Here is an 18087-nt window from a genome sequence, read left to right as displayed (position 1 = left end):
TCTCTTATTTTTTACCGATGAGATCGGCGTATTGGACAAATAGGCTGGGCCATTGATCTTGCGCTGAGAAATCCAGCACTTGCCAGCCTTTATCTTGTAATTGATTTTTTAATTCGTCGCTAATCGCTTCGATGAACACTAAAACCCGCTGGGCTTTAAAGTGTCCGGCGGCAGTTGCTTGACCTTGGTTAATTGGCACCTCGATTGCGTCCGGCTGCCTAAGGTTAGCTTGTTGCAACGCTGCAAGCCATTGTTCGATCAAGCTTGATTCAGCGCTTGGCACTTGTTCAACATTGGATGTCGGTTCTGCCGGAATTACCGTGGCGTGTGCCAAACCGATAAGAATCTTCAGTGCATCCTGGTTGCGGCGGTCTATATTTTCATGATCCGGCTGATTGAAATACGACAGCAAGCATTGGTAACAACCGGCTTCACACGTGCTTTCGCCGACTGGATTTTTCCTTTCCAGTTGCAGCAGTGTATCCAAGTCGGTGGCCTGATCGACATTGTCGAAGTGCATCAAATTCAATGCGGCTTTAGCAACCCAAGACAAACTGGTTGGCTCGCTAATCAAGCGTGTCAAAACACCTGCTCCACCTTCGGCGGCCTCATAAAACAGCAAGGCCAATCGATCATCAGTATTGGGCAGTGGCTCGACTACGAGTTCGGCTTCTTCGATCTGGAAGGTTTGCTCGATGCCGCGTTTTAGCGCCGATTGCAATGTCGCCATGGCCTCAATGGATAAAGGGGTTGGCGATGGATTGGGGGTCAAGATCAAGACATTGCGATGGTCCTCGACGAAAGGCACGATGCGCTGGGGCGAGACTTTATCTAATAGTGCCTCTTCGTTACCGCTGTCATCATCCTGGTTCGGATCGTCTTGTTTGCTCCAGACACCTGTAATCGGGTTGATATAAAAACCCAATTGGTTTTTATCTTTACGCCGTCTCCAACCGCGATTTATCCGCCAAATCCGAGCCGCTGGCGAATAGGTAATTTCGCACAGGGTTTCGTTGTTATGGATGACTTTTGCCAATTGTTTCTGCTGTTCGCCGATTGTGCCAGGCAAAAATCTATAAGTTGTTTGTAGCTCAAAACCTTGACGTTGGCGTTCTTCGTCGTTAATCGAAATGCGCTCGACCGGCAGGGTTTCGACGGTTTCGATGCGGTAGAGCTGGTTGACCCAATCGCTTTCCGTCAGTAAGGCGTCGCAGTTTTCACAGCGATTTTCTAGCGGCGCCGAACCGTTTTCGTCACCCAAGTGGCCGTAACCACATTGACTACAAACCAGTGCGGAAACGGTCCCAAGGGAGCTATTGCTAGATACATGGTCGGACGAACCGACATTGAGCTTAGCCCGAACGACGCGGTACATGCGACCTTCATGGTAGATCAAGCTGCGGGGTCCAAATTCGGACAACGCCAAAAAGCGCGGACGACTGACCATCGAGCCCTCATCATCCTTGCCATTGCTGGTAGCACCGCCACGGGCTGGAATCCATGCCATTAAGGGCAGACGCGGGAAGTTGTAACCTGGCAAGAATCCTTGGCTGGCAAGATACCGATAAGTATAAAAATCCGAATTTTGTGTGTTGCTGCTTTTGAGCAATATCGAATATTGCCGAGCAGCATCCCCATAACGTCGACGCGCATTCTCTCGATCACTATTGGATGCAGTATGACTTTTAACGATGCTGTCGCTCATGTCCATCTGCTTGCGAGTCGCTTCGAACAGGTTACGCCAACGGTCGATAGCAGCGGTAAAGGCTTGCGGTGAGTCGTTGATGATCTGCTCTACAAAACCTTCATGAAACCAGCCTGAATTTTTGATCTCGGATTCCAGTTGATCGATCACGCGCTGGGCCGATTGTTTGGCCTTAGCGAGCACATCGGGATTGGTAAATCTTGCTAGCAACTCTGGCTTGATCGGTTTACCTTCTTGTTCCAGATCAATCAATGGTGCGATACTGCTATCGAGTTCAATCTCGCAGCATGCAAGCCAGACGGCATGTAAATGGCTTTCTACTAAATCACGATTTGCCAAATCGAGCGTAGGCGGTTTGACGATGCCATGCACCATTTTGTCGGCATTATGGAAAAACCATTGGTCATGGGGGCTTTGAGCTGCGCAATACGTGATGACTAGCGCTTGTTGGCCGGAACGTCCGGCACGACCGCTTCTTTGCGCGTAATTTGCTGGAGTGGGCGGCACATTGCGCAGGTAAACGGTATTCAAAGCAGAAATATCGACACCCAACTCCATGGTCGGTGAGCAAAACATTACCGGTAAGCGCTCCAAAGGCGCTTCGTGAGAAGGATCGTTAGCCCAGTCTTGCCGGTCTTTATCGGTAAAGCGAAAGCGTTGTTCCAATAATTGACGACGCGCCGCATCGACTTGTGCGGTGTGCTCATGCGCTTCGAAGTCAAATAACGGGTGGCTAGGCAATTTAAGCATCTCCGCCATGACCAGATAAAGCTGACGGAAAAATGAGTTGGATTTGCTTGAGTCGGCAGATTCTGATGGTTGCGGTGTGCACCAATCCATCGCGGCTGCATTCAATCGCCAGCCTAAAATTGAGCTATCGATGGTGTGCTTATGAACATAGCCATAATTGGCCGCCGCTTGTAATAAAGATTCAAGTATGTCAACAAATTCCTGTTCCTTCCAGCAGGAAACCTGATGAGCAAATGGCGAGTCTTTCCAAAATTGTGCTCGTTTGATTTGCTTAGCGATACGGGAACGAGGGCCAGCACTTACAAGATCGGCGCGTGGTTTGCCTTTGTATTCGGGGCGTTTACCGAGAATAAGGTATTTTGACGTAGCCAGCGTCTCATCAGGCACAAAAGCCCAGCGTTCATTCAGATATTGATGAGCACTGGTTTTGGCTTTGTCTTGTTCGACAGCATCCAGGTAACGGCTTTCCAGACAAAGAGCCCAACGCATTTCATCGAACACCAATTGGCAGAATGCTGCCCGATTATCTGGAGACAGGCTATGCAAAATCGAACCTGGTTGCCCGAACACTGAATCATCCGCGCAAAATTCATCTAGGCTGCGATATTGGATGACCAATAAATTCAATTGGTCGAGATTTGGGTTATTGAACCGCCAACCTCTTCGTAAATCGCGCAATAGGCGGTAGCCTAGAATGAAGCGTAGTGTACGCTGGGCTTCAGTCCTGGCTAGTCCCATGAGTTTGGGTGTGCGTAAATATTCGCGTAAAGTAGCTGCATCGGCTCCATTAAAGCCAAGTGCCTTGAAGACTTCATCTGCCAAGTTTTCTTCATTTAATAAACCGCTATTGATTTGCAATCCCGCCAGTAAGCCCGCTCGCAACGTCAGCAAAAACACAAAATCATTGAAGTGACCGGCCTGCAGCGCCGCATCCTGCCGATTGTCCGTAAAGCCGAGTAATTTTCTTGGATCGGGAAGTCCTTCCGGTAATTCTGTTTCTTCAAAAAGTTGCCGTAAAGCGCTGAGCGTTAGCATCGTTGTCGCAGATGAACGGCCCTCACCGGACAGGCTGGCGAGTCGGTTGATGTCTTTGCCATGGGCTTCATTGACGAAGCCGCAATGCAAGCAAAATCTGAATTTACCTGGAATAAACCAATAGTGTTCGCCACGGCCTTCGTTGCCTTGTGCATCGACCCTCGTAGCGATGGGAATGACTTTTCGATAGCCAGGTTTAATTTTGGGTTGTGATTTGGTCAGGTCGAGCCAGATTTCAGGCAATTCTTCGAGTTGTCCTTGATATTGCTGGTTGGAATTTGCGGGACATAAAAAACCGAATTTGATGTCATCGTTATCGTCCGAGCTGATGTCGTCAATTTCCCTTGGCCGGTATATAACCCCACCTTGTTCTTCCCGCCACACCGGATGGTATTCCTGCCCGCATTCTCTACAGAAATGGGCTGGGTACAACAGCACCGACTCCGATTGACGGCCTGGCGCAAAGCGTTGGGCATCTAGCGTGATATGCCTATTGCTTGGAGATTCCAGTGTCGCATGTACTTTTCCGGGGCCGGAAATGAATTGATGCAGTTTGAAAGCAAACGGCGACCGGCCTTGGGGCGTTACGACTTCGTGTTGAACTGCGATCAGAAATTTTTGTAGACCAGCTTTGGCAACCTCTTCTGAACAATCGGCATCTTGCGCCAAACGTTTGGATGCTTCCGACAAGCTAATAGGTTTGGCGCGATGCGGCTCTCCGTCCAATGGCAGCTCAATACCTAAATTCAATTCAACCCAAATCGCAAGCGGGTCTTGTCTAAATGCTTCAAAAGTCGGCCATGAAAACTCTGAGTTAGCCAAACAATCCGATAATTGACCTTTTATCGATGAAACATCTTTAGACGGATCGGTAACACGCTCCAAGGTCTCGCGGATGATGTCGTTTGGTGAGATGGCCGCGCCGAACAACTTGCTGGATACTTCGGCAACCGTTTGCATTTGATCCGATACACTGCCGGTGCTCGACATCGTGGCAGACGTACCAATGCAAATTAATTGATTAGCTTGCAGTCGCTCACGTAATCGACGTACTAATAATGCGACATCCGCGCCTTGGCGGCCACGATAAGTATGCAGCTCATCAAGGATCAAAAAATTGAGTCCCTTGCAATGCTCGACAACACGGCGATCTGTGTCTTCAAAGCGCGTCAGAATCAGTTCTAACATCATGAAGTTGGTGAGCAGAATATCCGGTGGATTGGCGGCAATGGCCTCGCGTTCCGCTGTGCTTTCTTGACCGGTGTAACGCGCCACGGTGAAAGGCTGCTCCGTGGGGCTGTAGCCTTCAAGAAATTTATTCAACTCTTCGAGCTGGCTGTTGGCCAGCGCGTTCATGGGGTAAATGACAATGGCTCTGGTGCGAGCGATTGGGTCTAAGGCCTTTTCTTTCAGGATTTTGTCGATGACCGGAATAAAAAACGATAGTGATTTACCGGAACCCGTACCGGTTGTGACCACATAGCTTTGACCTGACTGTGCTTTGGCGATTGCTTGTAGCTGATGGATGTAGAGATGAAGTGGTTGCGGATTTTTTTCCTGTTTGCCAACTTGAAAGATGTCGGCGCATTGCTTGTGCAAAATGCCTTGTTCAGCCAGCTCTTGTACTGTCGATTGCCGTTTGTAGTTCGGGTTGATCTGAATCAGAGCTTTGGGCCAGTAGCGACCGTCTTTGTATTCGGCTTCGACTTTTTCAATGATGTCTGTGGCTGCGATGCGGGTAAAGCTGCGAGAGAAGGAGCTATAGTCCGATATCAATTCGTCTCGAAAATCAAATACGTTCTTCATGTTGGCGTGACAGCATCCATTCGATTATTTTTGTAAGACTGTGTTGTGCTCAACGACACATACAAAATCAGAGCAAGAGCCGCAAACACAAATTCTGACTAATTTACATCATGAAGAGCCAAATTCCATTATTAAACTGTCAAGTGGGTTAATTCTACGTGCTATTTGGGCTTACAGATTCTAGCCAGGATCGTTTTGGAAATGCATTGCTTGTCGTCTTGATGCTATCCTTCTAGAGTATTTGTCCACTCTAATTGTCTACTATGGGCACTGACATATCGCGCGTCACCGATCGGAAGATTTACATCCATTCTAAGATTTCGATTCTTGCTTGATGGCCGATCAGTAAGCAGCAAGCTGGTTTTCTTGGGATAAAAAGGTGAGAGATCAGACTTTGATCTCAGAGCCTCAGCGGTCAACTTTTTCGATGGACTGATTTCCCCAAAACATTATTCGGTGAAACTTGCCAGTCCCACGCCGGTAGTCTTTAACACGATATGTGGCGAAAATGCTCTGGCCTTTTTGGGTTTCGCGCAGAAAACTTGTCAAATACTGTGAAGACCGGAGCGAGCATTTTTGAACACGCGCCCTGAATGCTAGACTATGTAAGCTATCAACTCACCCTAAATGGAAGTCGATCCAAATAACAAAAAAAATGACCACTCAAAAAGCCAATAGGATTGCGGTATTCATCGACGCAGAAAATGTCACCAACTGGATCAAAAACGATGGCGTTACACTATTAATAGAAGAACTGAAACAGCTAGGCCAAATCATCATTCGTCGGGCATACGGCGTTTGGAGCCGCCCCCAATTGGCTATGCATCAGGCATCTATCAATCAGAATGGATTTGAACTGATTCATTGCTACCACCCTGTCACCGGTAAAAATACTGCCGACATCCAGATGACAGTCGATGTCATCGAATGTGCATGGCAACTTCCCAATATCAATTATTTTGTTTTAGTCACGGGTGATTCGGACTTCAGTCCTGTATTTCGCCGTTTACGAGAAATGGACAAAGAAGTGATCGGTGTTGGTCGGCATTCAACTTTGAGCGAATGCGTCAAAACATCGTGCAGTCGTTTTATTTATACGGATGAATGCTCACCTGAACTCGTCGCATCATCAGTGGATGTGGCTTCACCACAGGACTCATCCCAAAACACAACGATAACCCAAGGCTCTCAACCTTGTTTATCACTTGCCGAAGCGCAGTCGCTTGTCATTCAGCAATTGAAAGCGACACCGGATGCAGTCAACACTTCACAGCTAAAAAATACTTTGAAACAGAAAGTGGCGGATTTTAAGGAAAGTGACTACGGGTTTAAAACTTTTACAGACTTCCTTAAAGCGACCAAAGGCGTCCACTTGAATAAAGTTGGAACCGTTAACTATGCGTCATTGATGCCCAGCAAAACAAAAACAACTGCACCCAAACCCGCTTCAGCCGATTTATATAAAAGCCTACTGAGCAAACACAATATGCGCCTGATCAGCGCAGATACCATCAAGAAAATCTATAAACAGGCTTGCACAAATAAACAAGCATGTTCCGATTTGTCCACTCTTCGCGAAACTGTTTTTGTTGAATGCCATAAAATTGATAACCATCTTTCGAAAACCGATATCAATAAGGCATTTACTTTGTTTGTAAGGATGGATTTGGTGTATACCGAAAAGCAGAAAGATGGGACAGATGCTATTCGAGTAAAAAAAATCGCTTTAAAGGATTTTTTGTTGAAATTAGATAAGCTGATTATTTCGACATTGATAGAACTTAAGAAAGTCAACGACTTTGAATTAAAAGCCAAAGAACTTAAAAAGCTCACCATGTCCACGATTAGTAAAGACAATATCAAAAAGATAATTGGTGAAAAATAGCGGTTACGTTCAACAGCAGATGCAGTATGCGATGGTGCATTAACGAATTATAGAAATGCAATTTTTAAACAGATTTTGGCTTTACCGAGGAAGGTGGAATGAAAACAGTGTTGGTATGCGGTGCTGGTGTCGATAAAAGCGAAGGGATTGATATGCCTCTTGCTGCCGAATTAGTGCCCAAAATTCGCGCATTTCTCAAATCAACTGATGATGGACAGAAAATTGAAGCCACTCTTCGACAAATAATCCCGAATCTCCGATTTAGTTACGATAAATTTGTAAAAGAAGCAGTTGAAAAACTTTCGAATGAGTTTCGTGGACAAGTTGCCGATATTGTTGATCGAATTGGACAGGAGTTAAAAGATGAACACCTTGATGATAAAGATGCAAAACTCGGTAGATTGATTATTGCCTTGCTCATCAAAATCCAGAAACTGCAAGACGATGTAAAGCTTGATAACGAAACAGAAGCTCTAATCAATGAAGTATTCGAAGGGACTATATCAGTCGAAGACGATAACATCATTCAATTGCCAAAACTAACGTTTACCGACGTTTTTAACAATGTCATGCGGGCAATTTTCGAGCGCAGCTTAGAAGAACCCAACCACCGGATTCTAAAACACGTTCGCGGTAACTTGATGGATTTTGAGCGGCTGTTGATGGATAGTTTTATTGGTTTTTATACCAATAATGAATCCCAAATGAAGACTTACATGTACTTATCATGGACATTGTGGGCCTACTTGAAACACTGCGAACAAGGCGTGGCTCATGACAACATGCCGTTTTACTCAAGTGTTCCAAATGAATGGGACTTAGTTACCCTTAATTACACGTCTTTTGCTAGACGGATAAAAGGCGATAAAGCACACTATTTTCATGGTGGCCTAGACAGCTTCATCAGAATGCGGGATCGCCAGCTCGTAACTGTAGATGGTTATGCAAACCTTGATATACCAAAATTCTTTTCAGAAACCGTTCAAGCCAACACCACATTTGGCAAAAACAAAAGGCCGAATTGCGTTGTACCATCAATAGTTCCGCCATTGAAAATGAAGCCAGTGCTATCAAATGCTTTTATTGAAGTATGGTACCGATCCAAACAAGCCTTCCAGGATGCAAAACGAATCGTTGTCGTCGGATACTCGTTCAATTATGCGGACGAGCATTTCAATGATCTGATACGTTGCAATAAAGACAAGCAAATTATCGTTGTCGATCCTTTTGCCGAAAGTGTTCTCGGCAACCTACAGAATATTTTTTCTCACGGGAAAGATGATTATGTCGTGAATAAATTCCAAGAAAAGCATAGCTGGTCGAAAGATAACCTTAAAATCGTGAAGGCATCAGCAACGCAAATTGAATTGGATTCGATATAAATACACCCAACAAAGCTTGTTAGATATATTTTAAATATAGCCACAATTATTAACATAGAAGCAATGTCAATATAAAATATTATTATTTACTGAAAAATAATAATATGGCAATGACAAATGAAAGGGAAGTTGAGCGCTACGTTGAAGATATTCTAAAAGACCTTGGCTATAAAGAAATAAACTATCAAGGGTCTAATGATAAAAACATTCAGAGACTATTGAAAAGTAAATCTGGCGGCAAAGCTGGAAGAGGAAAACCAGAGTTTACTGTAAAACTTAACGGCATATCCTCTGATTTGTTGATAATTGAAATAAAAAAAGATGCGAAGTACCACGAAAGCAAAAACTCATACAAAGATGTCTTTGATGAGGTGGATGTTAATAATTTAATAGCAAAAGATTACGCCGTGGATGGGGTTGTTCACTACATGGCGTCTGTAATGAAGGAATACAATGCTATTGGCGTCGCTGTTTCTGGCTCTTGCAAAGATACTTTAAAAATATCTACATTCGTAACAAAAAAAGGAAAAATAGCTCGATTAAAGAATCAAGCTCTATTATCTGCAAAGGACTACATTAAGCTAATTCATCAAAATGATTATCAGCCAAACGAAGCAATAATTATTGCTAACATACAGAAAGAGCTCCCGATTTTGCATAATGAGTTGAGAGATATGATGAAGCTCTCAGAACAAGAAAAACCATTATTGATTTCAGCTTGTTTGCTGGCACTACAAGAAGAATCATTCGTAATTTCATATAAGTCAAAAACCAACAAAGAGGCTTTGTCTAGTTATACATTAAATACTATAGAAAACACATTAGTTCATACTCTTCAGGTAGCTAAAGATAAAGCCGACATGATGATGGCGAATTTCTCCTTCATCAGAAACAACCCTAATGTTATAGAACATTTGAAGTACATATTGGAAAAAGTATGCTTTTTGTTCGACGAATTTAGATTTTCAGAAACTTCCTATGATGTTATAGGTAATTTTTACAACGAATTTTTAAAATATACCGGCGGTGATAAGCAAGGTCTCGGCATTGTCTTAACGCCCAGACACATAACCGAGCTTTTCTGTGATCTTGCTGAAATCAATGTTGATTCTGTTGTTTTGGATACATGCACCGGCACTGGAGCATTTCTAATTTCGGCTATGAAGAATATGATTGATAAAGCTAATGGAAACTCTGCCATTATCGAAAGAATTAAAAAAAGCCAACTAATAGGAATCGAACAAAATCCTCACATGTTTACTTTAGCCTGCTCGAACATGATTTTGCGCCATGATGGTAAATCCAATATGTTTCATGGCTCCTGTTTTGATGTAAACATTCAGAAACAAGTAAAAGCTCTCAAACCAACCGTAGCTTTAATAAATCCACCATATTCTCAAAAGGACACAAAAGAAAGTGAACTGGCGTTCATCAAGCAGTCCTTGGATATGTTGCAACCCAACGGTAAGCTGGTAGCGATTGTGCCTATTTCATGTGCCATTGAAATGTCGAGCATTCGCATTGAACAGCGACAAAATATTCTTAAAAGCCATACGCTGGATGCAGTGTTTTCTATGCCGGACGAACTGTTTTATCCAGTCGGCACAGTGACATGCATTATGGTATTTACGGCGCACAGACCACATGGACAGCTTGTCATAGATACCATTAATAACAAGCCTGTCGAAGTGGTAAAACCTACTAGACCGACATTTTTTGGCTTCTGGAAGGATGACGGATTTGTGAAAACCAAAACCCAAGGCCGGTGTGATAAATACGGTAAATATGCTGGCATTCTGCAAAGATGGCTAGATGCTTACCGTCTGGGTATCGTTCAGAATGGCTTTACTGCCAAAGAATACGTCAATGAGCGCATGGAATGGTGTTGTGAAGCTTACATGACCATCGACTATGCCAGCATCACGCAAGATGTGTTCGAGCAGCAAATTTTAAAGCTAATGGCGTATGAGCTGTTGAACAAACAGGGGGTGCGTTATGGCTAAGTTGAGCGAATTGTTTCACATTAAATCTGGTTTTGTTTTAAATCTATCAGATGTAGATGAAACAAAAAGAACTGGAATATATCCTTATGTTGCCAGAACTGAAAAGAATAATGGTGTAACGGCTTTTATTGAATTTCAAGAAAATGTAAATATAAATCCAGCCAATACACTATCCGTTTCTTTAAGAGGCTCAATTTTAGAAGCGTTCTATCAAAGCAAGCCGTATTACACAAGCGACAATATGGCGGTTTTAACGCCAAAATCCCCAATGACAATTAATGAGATTTTATATTATGCGGCTTGTATTAGGTCGAATAAGTCAAAATATTCGTATGGAAGAAATCCAGATAGAACTATTAAATTAATTGAGTTACCCGATAAGCACGAAATCCCTGCATGGGTCTATGACACCAAAAAAGGCCAAGTGCAGTATCAACCAGCAGACATGAGTATTGATCTATCGAAGTGGGTGGATGTTGCGCTTACTGACGTTTTCGACATCGAGCGCGGCAAGTCTGAGCCCATTAACGAAATGACACTGGAAGAAGGCAACACGCTTGTTGTCAGTTCAAGTGAACAAAACAACGGCGTGACTGCTTATACCAACTATGAGCCAACCGTTAAATCACCCTGCATAACACTGGCTGTTAATGGCAGTGTCGGCGCTTGTTTTTATCAAGACCAACCATTCATTGCGACTTCCGATGTTGTGGTTTTAAAACCCAAAAAACCAATCACTAAAAACGTAGCGGTGTATCTAAGCGCATTGTTGAGAACAGAAGGTAAAACCAAGTATTCCTATGGCCGCAAGTGGTCTTTGGAAAACTTGAAAAAAACCACCATCAAATTGCCAGTAGAAGACGGTCAAATTGATTGGCAAACGATTGAAGATTATATGAAAACCATTGAAAATCAATTCACAATCAAATGGGATGTAGTTGATTTCAAAATTGCCGCATAGTTAAACAGCTTGCGACTGAAACTAGTGTCGGTGGTCAACCCAAGTTCTTTCTCGTTAGCGTTAAATCTTCGGTACTGCTTTAATCGTGCAAGTGTAATTCTCGTTCGTGTCACGACGACTTCAGCTATTTAAAATACCGGTTGCTGCCAGCTGAAGCAACGTTTTACAACTGAATCAAAAAACCAACCAAGAACAAGTTAAGAACGGGCCTATTTTTGGTGTAACATCATTAGCCCATACCCCTAACCAGGTACGACGATGATCATTTCAACTTCAAATTTGCCACAGCAGCTCTCAGGCATTTTCAATTGGCAACTAAAGACTGACAACTTGGAGCTACCAATTTTAGAGCCAAGCCAATTTGCAGCTTTGCTCGAATTGCCGCTGTTTACATCAAAGGTTCCCGCTGGCTTCCCTTCTCCGGCAGACGACCATTTGGAAGCCTCTATCGATTTAAACCAGCAATACATTGATCATCCAGCAGCGACTTTCTTTGTACGCGTGCAAGGTCACTCAATGAAAGATGCTGGTATCCATAATGGCGATATGCTGATCGTTGATCGATCGTTGGAAGCCAAATCAGACTCGATTGTAATTGCTGTCGTTAATGGCGAGCTAACGGTAAAACGGCTTGTGCTAGAAAATCAGCAAGTCTGGTTAAAGCCTGAAAATGCCGACTACAAGCCGTTGCTAATCACCGAAGAAATGGACTTACACATATGGGGTGTGGTTGCCCATGTAATTCATTCGCTGTAGACCATGTTCGCGATTGCCGACTGTAACAATTTTTACGCATCATGTGAGCGAGTTTTTCAGCCGCACTTGAATGGCAAGCCAGTCGTTGTGCTGTCGAATAACGATGGCTGCGTGATTGCCAGATCGAATGAAGCAAAAGCATTAGGCGTGGCAATGGGAGCGCCGTACTTCAAGATTAAGCAGTATTTGCGCCAGGAAGATGTTGCTGTCTTTTCGAGTAACTATGCTCTCTATGGAGACATGTCGCAGCGCGTGATGAGCATATTGGCAGGTTTTGCACCACGAGCCGAGGTGTATTCGATTGATGAGTGTTTTTTAGATTTAGCCGGTATTCCCGGTAACTTGACTGAGTATTGCATGCATATCGGGAAGATAGTTAAGCAGTACACCGGCATTCCCATTTCCATCGGTATTGCGCCGACGAAGACATTGGCAAAGTTAGCGAACCGAATAGCAAAGAAGGATAAATCGACAGGTGGCGTTTTAGATTGGCGGAATGTTGATGCAGACGAGATGCTTCGAGCTACAGCCCTTGATGATATCTGGGGAATTTCGAGAAGGTTAAAAGTACGGTTGCAAGATATGGGCATTCATAATGCTTTGGAACTTCGCTGTTCCCCCCTCAAGCAAATTCGGCAAATTTTTGGCGTGGTCGTTGAACGAATCGTTTCTGAGCTTTCCGGTATTTCCTGCATTCCTCTTGAAGAGATGCCTTCGCCGAAAAAACAAATCATGACTTCGCGTAGCTTCGGCACTAAGTTGACAGATTACGACGATTTACAGGCCGCTGTTACTTACTTTGCCACTCGCGCCGGCGAAAAACTGCGGGCGCAGCAATTAACCACCAATGCGTTGACTCTCTTTATACAGACGAGCCCGTTCGATACAAGCAAACCTCAATTCGGCAATAGCGCGACCATTGAATTCGATTACCCAACCTGCGACTCATCAAAACTGATCAACGCCGCGCAAACTGGGTTGAGAAGCATTTTCCGGCGCAACTTCAGTTATCAGAAAGCGGGTGTATTATTGCCGGATTTGTTACCCCTCGGTGTTGGGCAGCTATCTTTATTTGGTGTTACAGATGCAGAGCGTTCGGATCAATTGATGTCTGCATTGGACAAGATCAATCGTCGGCATGGTAAAAGCAGCGTGCGCTTTGGTAGTGAATTAGTCAGTGATCTTTGGCGGATGCGGCAGGAGTTTAAGTCGCCTTCATACACAACAAAATGGGATGAGTTGCTGACTATCACGGTCTGAGCTGAAACTGGGCAATATTGCGTGCTCGAATCTGTCGAATTCACCTTTTCGGCCAAAACCGGACAATAAAAGCTTTTACTGAATGGCTGAAACTCCACTCAAAGCGGAATTTCAATCCTATGACTTGATATTTGGTTTACGTCCTTCCATCAAATCGATTTCGCTGGTCAAAAAATCGACCATGCGGTCGCGAAAAATGCGCACTCTTGCGGTGGTACGTAAATCAACGTGGCTGAGAACCCAAACATCGTCGCTGGATTCAATATATTTCACCGGAAATCGCACCAAATCGTCCACTTCATCGCCCACGGAACAAGGCAACAAAGCCAAGCCCAAGCCTTCAAGACACATCTCATAAATGATTAAGCTGGAATTCGTCCGGTACGCCCGCTTGAGTTTGGGAAAATTTTTCTTAATCCAATAAGGCAAAGTAATCCCGTCACCTGTCCAGGTGATACAAGGCGGTGTTTCTGGCGAAAGGTCTTTCAATAAAGACGGATGACAATAGACCGAATAAGCAAGCTTACAGATACGCTTGCCGACTACATTTTGTGGTGGTTCAGTCATGGCATGAATATCAATGTCAGCTTCCCTGCTTGCAAGATTTAAGACGCCTTCAGCTGCAATCAATTCAAAATCGACCTCAGGATAATCGCGTTTGAAATCACGCATGACCGGCATCACAAATCGCCTGGAACAAACATCGGAAACAGCCACTTTGATGAGTCCAGAAACATTTTCGGAATCGCTTTCGATTTCTCGATGAATGGCCGTGGCCCGATTCGCCATGTCTTCGGCAAGCATGACAACTTTTTCCCCGACCGGCGTGATTACCCAGCCTTTTGCGGTACGGCCGAACAAGGCTTTCCCTAATTGCTGTTCCAGTTGCGCAATCCGACGACTTACGGTTGATTGATTAACGCCAAGCCTTAAGCCTGCTTCGGTCACGTTACCTGAGCGAACCACTTCGATGAAGTAGCGAAGATCATCCCAATTCAAGTTATGCATATTTGCAAAAGCCTTATGCTGATTTCGACATTGGCTATGCATTTTAATTATTAGTGTATTGTCATACAATTATTTTTACTGTTTCAAAGCTCTGCTAAAGAGGCCTTGATTACTCATATGACATTCAAGTGCTTGTGAGGCTTTGGGTTGCAAAAATATTTGTTTAACTTGGGTAATTGACTATGTCTGGTTACGTTGATGAGGTTGTCATACCATATGACCGCGATCTGGGGCCGGTGCTGTTCGAGCATTACGGCGCCGATACCGCTAGACGCGTGGCTGAGCAAGCGCCAATGGACGTACTGGAAATTGCCGCCGGCACCGGCATCGTCACGCGCCATTTGCGCAACGGGTTAAAGAAAGAAGCGCGTTTGACCGCTATCGACATTAGCGATTCGATGATGAATGTGGCTAGGCAAAAGTTTCAGCTTGGCGAGCAGATCATCTTTCAAAACGCCGACGCCACCGCCTTGCCGTTTGCCGATGCAAGCTTCGATGCCGTGGCGTGCCAATTCGGCATCATGTTCTTCGATCGCGACAAAGGCTTTCGCGAGGTTTACCGCACCTTGAAACCCGGTGGCCGCTATTTGTTCCGGGTTTGGGATTCTGAACGCTACAATCCCTTTGCAAGGTTGAGCTACCAAGTCCTCAAACAATACTTTCCGTCAGACCCACCGCAGTTTTTGTTCGATCCGGTGTCCTGCCATCAAATCGATCCGCTCAAGGAACAGTTGATTCAAATTGGCTTTGATCCCATTGTTATCTCCGTCCAGCGCCATGCTTATGATATTTTCGATGTGACGGCTTTTGCGCGGGCCTTAGTCTATACGCCGGTGATTTTTGAAATCAGGGACCGAGGCGGCGTCGATCCCGAAGACATCGTTAAGCAACTGGCCGAAGCTTTCAAAAAAGAGTTTGGCGAAGGCCCAACCCGCTATCCGATGCAAGCCATTTTATTCGAGACGGAAAAGCCCAACGCTTGAGCGCAGCAAACAACAGTCATTTCTTGATAGAACCACAAAAACCCATGAGATACCTGCTATGAAAACAAAATCCTTGCACCTCAATCCTGTTATGGTCGGATTGGCTCTGCTGTTGGCATCGAACGCGTGTTACACGATGCCCGGCATGGATATGCCAAACGGCGCCAATGCCCAGGCGCCGTCGCTGGCGAAAAGCTTGGGTGCGCCGATCAATTCCGACGCCGCCGAATTTGAATTGACCTACAGTGCCGACGGCAAAACCGTGTTGTTCGTCTCGACGCGGCCGGGGAGCATCGCATCACCCGGCAACCCCTACAGCTTCGACATCTGGATGGCGCACAGCGTTAATGGCCAATGGCAAACGCCGATAGCCCTGGGGCCAGGCATCGATCCTAAAGTCGGCCCGGCCATCAACACCGAAGCCTGGGAATTGGAGCCCAGCCTGTCCGACGATGGCAACGCGATTTATTTTACCCGTTATCAAGCCGGCAACCTGTCGACTGGAGATTTATACGTGGTACAAAAAATCGATGGCGTCTGGCAAACCGCGAAAAGCTGGAACGAGGTGACGGAATTGCCGGCTCTCAACACACCGACTGGTGAGGAACATTGCCCGATCATCGCCTCGGACAGTCTGATTTATTTCAGCTACCAACAGCCGGGCGTGACCCAGGATAGTGACATCTGGAAAGTTGAAAAGAAAAACGGCGCCTGGCAGAAACCGCAAAGTTTGGGGTCACGTATCAACTCGCCCTTCCGCGATCATTTGCATTGGACCGGCTTGTCGAAAGACGGCAAAAGTCTGGTGATAACCAGCATGCGTACCGATATGGGCTCACGCGGCGGCCACGACGAATGGATTTCGCATCAGAATCCCAAGGGCGAATGGCAGGAACCGCTGAATCTCGGCGACACCGTCAATACTGCCGGCGAGGACATGTGCTGGTCGTTTACACCGGACGGCAAACAGTTCTTCGGCGGTTGGGGGCCACAAGGCTCGTATAACATGGATGTACTGTGGCTGAATAAAGATGACGTGCCGCTGCTGAAAAATTTCGATCCCATCGGCCCGCCGCCTAACTTGATGGCCAAAATCAAGGCCAAAGCCGTTAACAAATAGACGCAGGCGTTCTGCCACCACCTGCCAGACACGGCTCGGCCGCAACACAGCCGAGCTGCCTGACCCACACCCACGGAAACACTACATGAGCTTGCATTTAAACGAAATCGACCCCGCTAAACTGGAGCAGCTGCAAGGCAAAGTCATCAACGACGTCGCCGGTTCGTTGGGGCTGCTGATGGCCTATATCGGCGACAAACTGGACCTGTACAGCGCACTGCTGGAGATCAGCCCGGCGACCAGCCAGCAACTGGCCGACAACACCGGCATGGATGAACGCTACCTGCGGGAATGGCTGTCCGCCAACGCCGCAGCGGGTTACGTGAACTACGATGCTGCGTCCGGCACCTTTGCGCTGTCGCCGGAACAGGCAGTGATTTTCGCCGCCGAAGGTCATCCGGCCTGCATGCAGGGGTTTTTCCAGGCGGTGATGTCGGTATATATCGACGAACCCAAGTTGACTGAGGTATTCCGTTCCGGTGCCGGTCTGCCGTGGCGCGAACACAGCCCTTGCCTATTCTGCGGCACCGAGCGCTTCTTCAGGCCCATGTACGCGATGAATCTGATCGACCACTGGCTGCCGGCGCTGGACGGCGTACGCGCCAAACTGGACGCCGGTGCCCGGGTTGCCGATGTGGGTTGCGGGCACGGTTCGTCAACCATCCTGATGGCCCAGGCCTTTCCCAACTCCACTTTCCACGGGTTCGACTTCCACGCGCCATCGATTGAACACGCCCGCGAACGGGCGCGCGCTGCTGGCGTTGCCAGCAATACCATTTTTGAGGTAGTTACCGCCAAGGAATATCCCGGCAAGCATTACGATCTGGTGACCATCTTCGATGCTTTGCATGACATGGGCGATCCGGTTGGTGCGGCGACGCATATCGCCAATACCCTGACCGAAGGCGGTACTTTGATGCTGGTCGAACCCTTTGCCGGCGACAGTCTTGAAGAGAATCTGCATCCACTGGGGCAAATCTATTATTCGTTCTCGACCATGGTTTGCGTACCGGCGTCCAAATCCCAAGAGGTCGGCCTGGGATTAGGGGCGCAAGCCGGACAAAAGCGGCTGACGGAAGTGCTCAATGCCGCCGGTTTCAGCCAAGTCCGCCGTGCTGCTACGACGCCGACGAATCTGGTGCTGGAAGCCAGGCTTTAATTACGGCCGGTGCGATCATCCCGTGTGTAACAACCAGGCGCTGCAGAGCGGGCCGCACGGCTTTTGTACAACACAAACGTGCGGCGGCCCGACCAGGTTGACGTGCTTTTGCTTAAAAATTTCGAGCCTATCGGTCCGCCGCCAAACCTGATGGCTAAATCAAAAGCCAGCGACACCAAATGGTATCGTCTTACATCACTCTCCAAAACTTATTCTGACTGTTCCAAGTCAGAATAAGTGAATGATCCTGGCATATTTTGAGACATTCAATTTA

Annotated in this window: 11 protein-coding genes; 9 read left to right on the top strand and 2 right to left on the bottom strand. The window is 46.2% G+C overall.

The features are described 5' to 3' along the window. Positions 1-4: 4 nt before the first annotated feature. On the bottom strand, positions 5-5296 hold the full coding sequence (locus DDY07_RS05625; RefSeq protein WP_171695142.1) for a DEAD/DEAH box helicase: 5292 nt from the start codon (positions 5294-5296) through the stop codon (positions 5-7). Positions 5297-5951: 655 nt separating this feature from the next. On the opposite strand from DDY07_RS05625, the gene DDY07_RS05620 reads away from it, so the two are divergent. The 6 genes from DDY07_RS05620 to DDY07_RS05595 all read left to right on the top strand — a co-directional run bounded on the left by DDY07_RS05620 (position 5952) and on the right by DDY07_RS05595 (position 13543). Next, positions 5952-7181, top strand: a complete 1230-nt coding sequence (locus DDY07_RS05620; RefSeq protein WP_171695141.1) for an NYN domain-containing protein — start codon at positions 5952-5954, stop codon at positions 7179-7181. Positions 7182-7279: 98 nt separating this feature from the next. After that, positions 7280-8563 carry a hypothetical protein gene (locus tag DDY07_RS05615; protein WP_171695140.1) on the top strand — a complete coding sequence of 428 codons (1284 nt, stop codon included), beginning with the start codon at positions 7280-7282 and terminating at the stop codon, positions 8561-8563. Positions 8564-8667: 104 nt separating this feature from the next. Further along, positions 8668-10566, top strand: a complete 1899-nt coding sequence (locus DDY07_RS05610; protein ID WP_171695139.1) for a class I SAM-dependent DNA methyltransferase — start codon at positions 8668-8670, stop codon at positions 10564-10566. Then, positions 10559-11527: a restriction endonuclease subunit S gene (locus tag DDY07_RS05605; RefSeq protein WP_171695138.1), complete on the top strand. Its 969-nt coding sequence runs from the start codon at positions 10559-10561 to the stop codon at positions 11525-11527. Before DDY07_RS05610 ends, DDY07_RS05605 begins: the two co-directional genes overlap by 8 nt. A gap of 258 nt (positions 11528-11785) precedes the next feature. Beyond that, positions 11786-12283: a LexA family transcriptional regulator gene (locus DDY07_RS05600; RefSeq protein ID WP_171695137.1), complete on the top strand. Its 498-nt coding sequence runs from the start codon at positions 11786-11788 to the stop codon at positions 12281-12283. A 3-nt stretch (positions 12284-12286) separates the two neighbouring features. Beyond that, positions 12287-13543, top strand: a complete 1257-nt coding sequence (locus DDY07_RS05595) for a Y-family DNA polymerase (RefSeq protein ID WP_171695136.1) — start codon at positions 12287-12289, stop codon at positions 13541-13543. Positions 13544-13660: 117 nt separating this feature from the next. On the opposite strand, the gene DDY07_RS05590 is transcribed toward DDY07_RS05595, so the two are convergent. Further along, positions 13661-14551, bottom strand: coding sequence for a LysR family transcriptional regulator (locus tag DDY07_RS05590; protein WP_171695135.1), 891 nt, complete (start codon positions 14549-14551; stop codon positions 13661-13663). A 182-nt stretch (positions 14552-14733) separates the two neighbouring features. On the opposite strand from DDY07_RS05590, the gene DDY07_RS05585 reads away from it, so the two are divergent. The 3 genes from DDY07_RS05585 (at position 14734) to DDY07_RS05575 (ending at position 17813) form a co-directional block, all read left to right on the top strand. Beyond that, the gene (locus DDY07_RS05585; RefSeq protein ID WP_171695134.1) at positions 14734-15534 is read left to right on the top strand and encodes a class I SAM-dependent methyltransferase; all 801 of its coding nucleotides are present in this window, start codon (positions 14734-14736) and stop codon (positions 15532-15534) included. Between the two features lie 58 nt (positions 15535-15592). Beyond that, positions 15593-16654, top strand: coding sequence for a PD40 domain-containing protein (locus DDY07_RS05580; protein ID WP_171695133.1), 1062 nt, complete (start codon positions 15593-15595; stop codon positions 16652-16654). A gap of 85 nt (positions 16655-16739) precedes the next feature. Beyond that, on the top strand, positions 16740-17813 hold the full coding sequence (locus tag DDY07_RS05575) for a class I SAM-dependent methyltransferase (RefSeq protein ID WP_171695132.1): 1074 nt from the start codon (positions 16740-16742) through the stop codon (positions 17811-17813). Positions 17814-18087: the final 274 nt, after the last annotated feature.

Origin of the sequence: Methylomonas sp. ZR1 (assembly GCF_013141865.1) — a bacterium.
Taxonomy (GTDB): domain Bacteria; phylum Pseudomonadota; class Gammaproteobacteria; order Methylococcales; family Methylomonadaceae; genus Methylomonas.
This window is presented reverse-complemented; position numbering and strand designations above follow the sequence as displayed.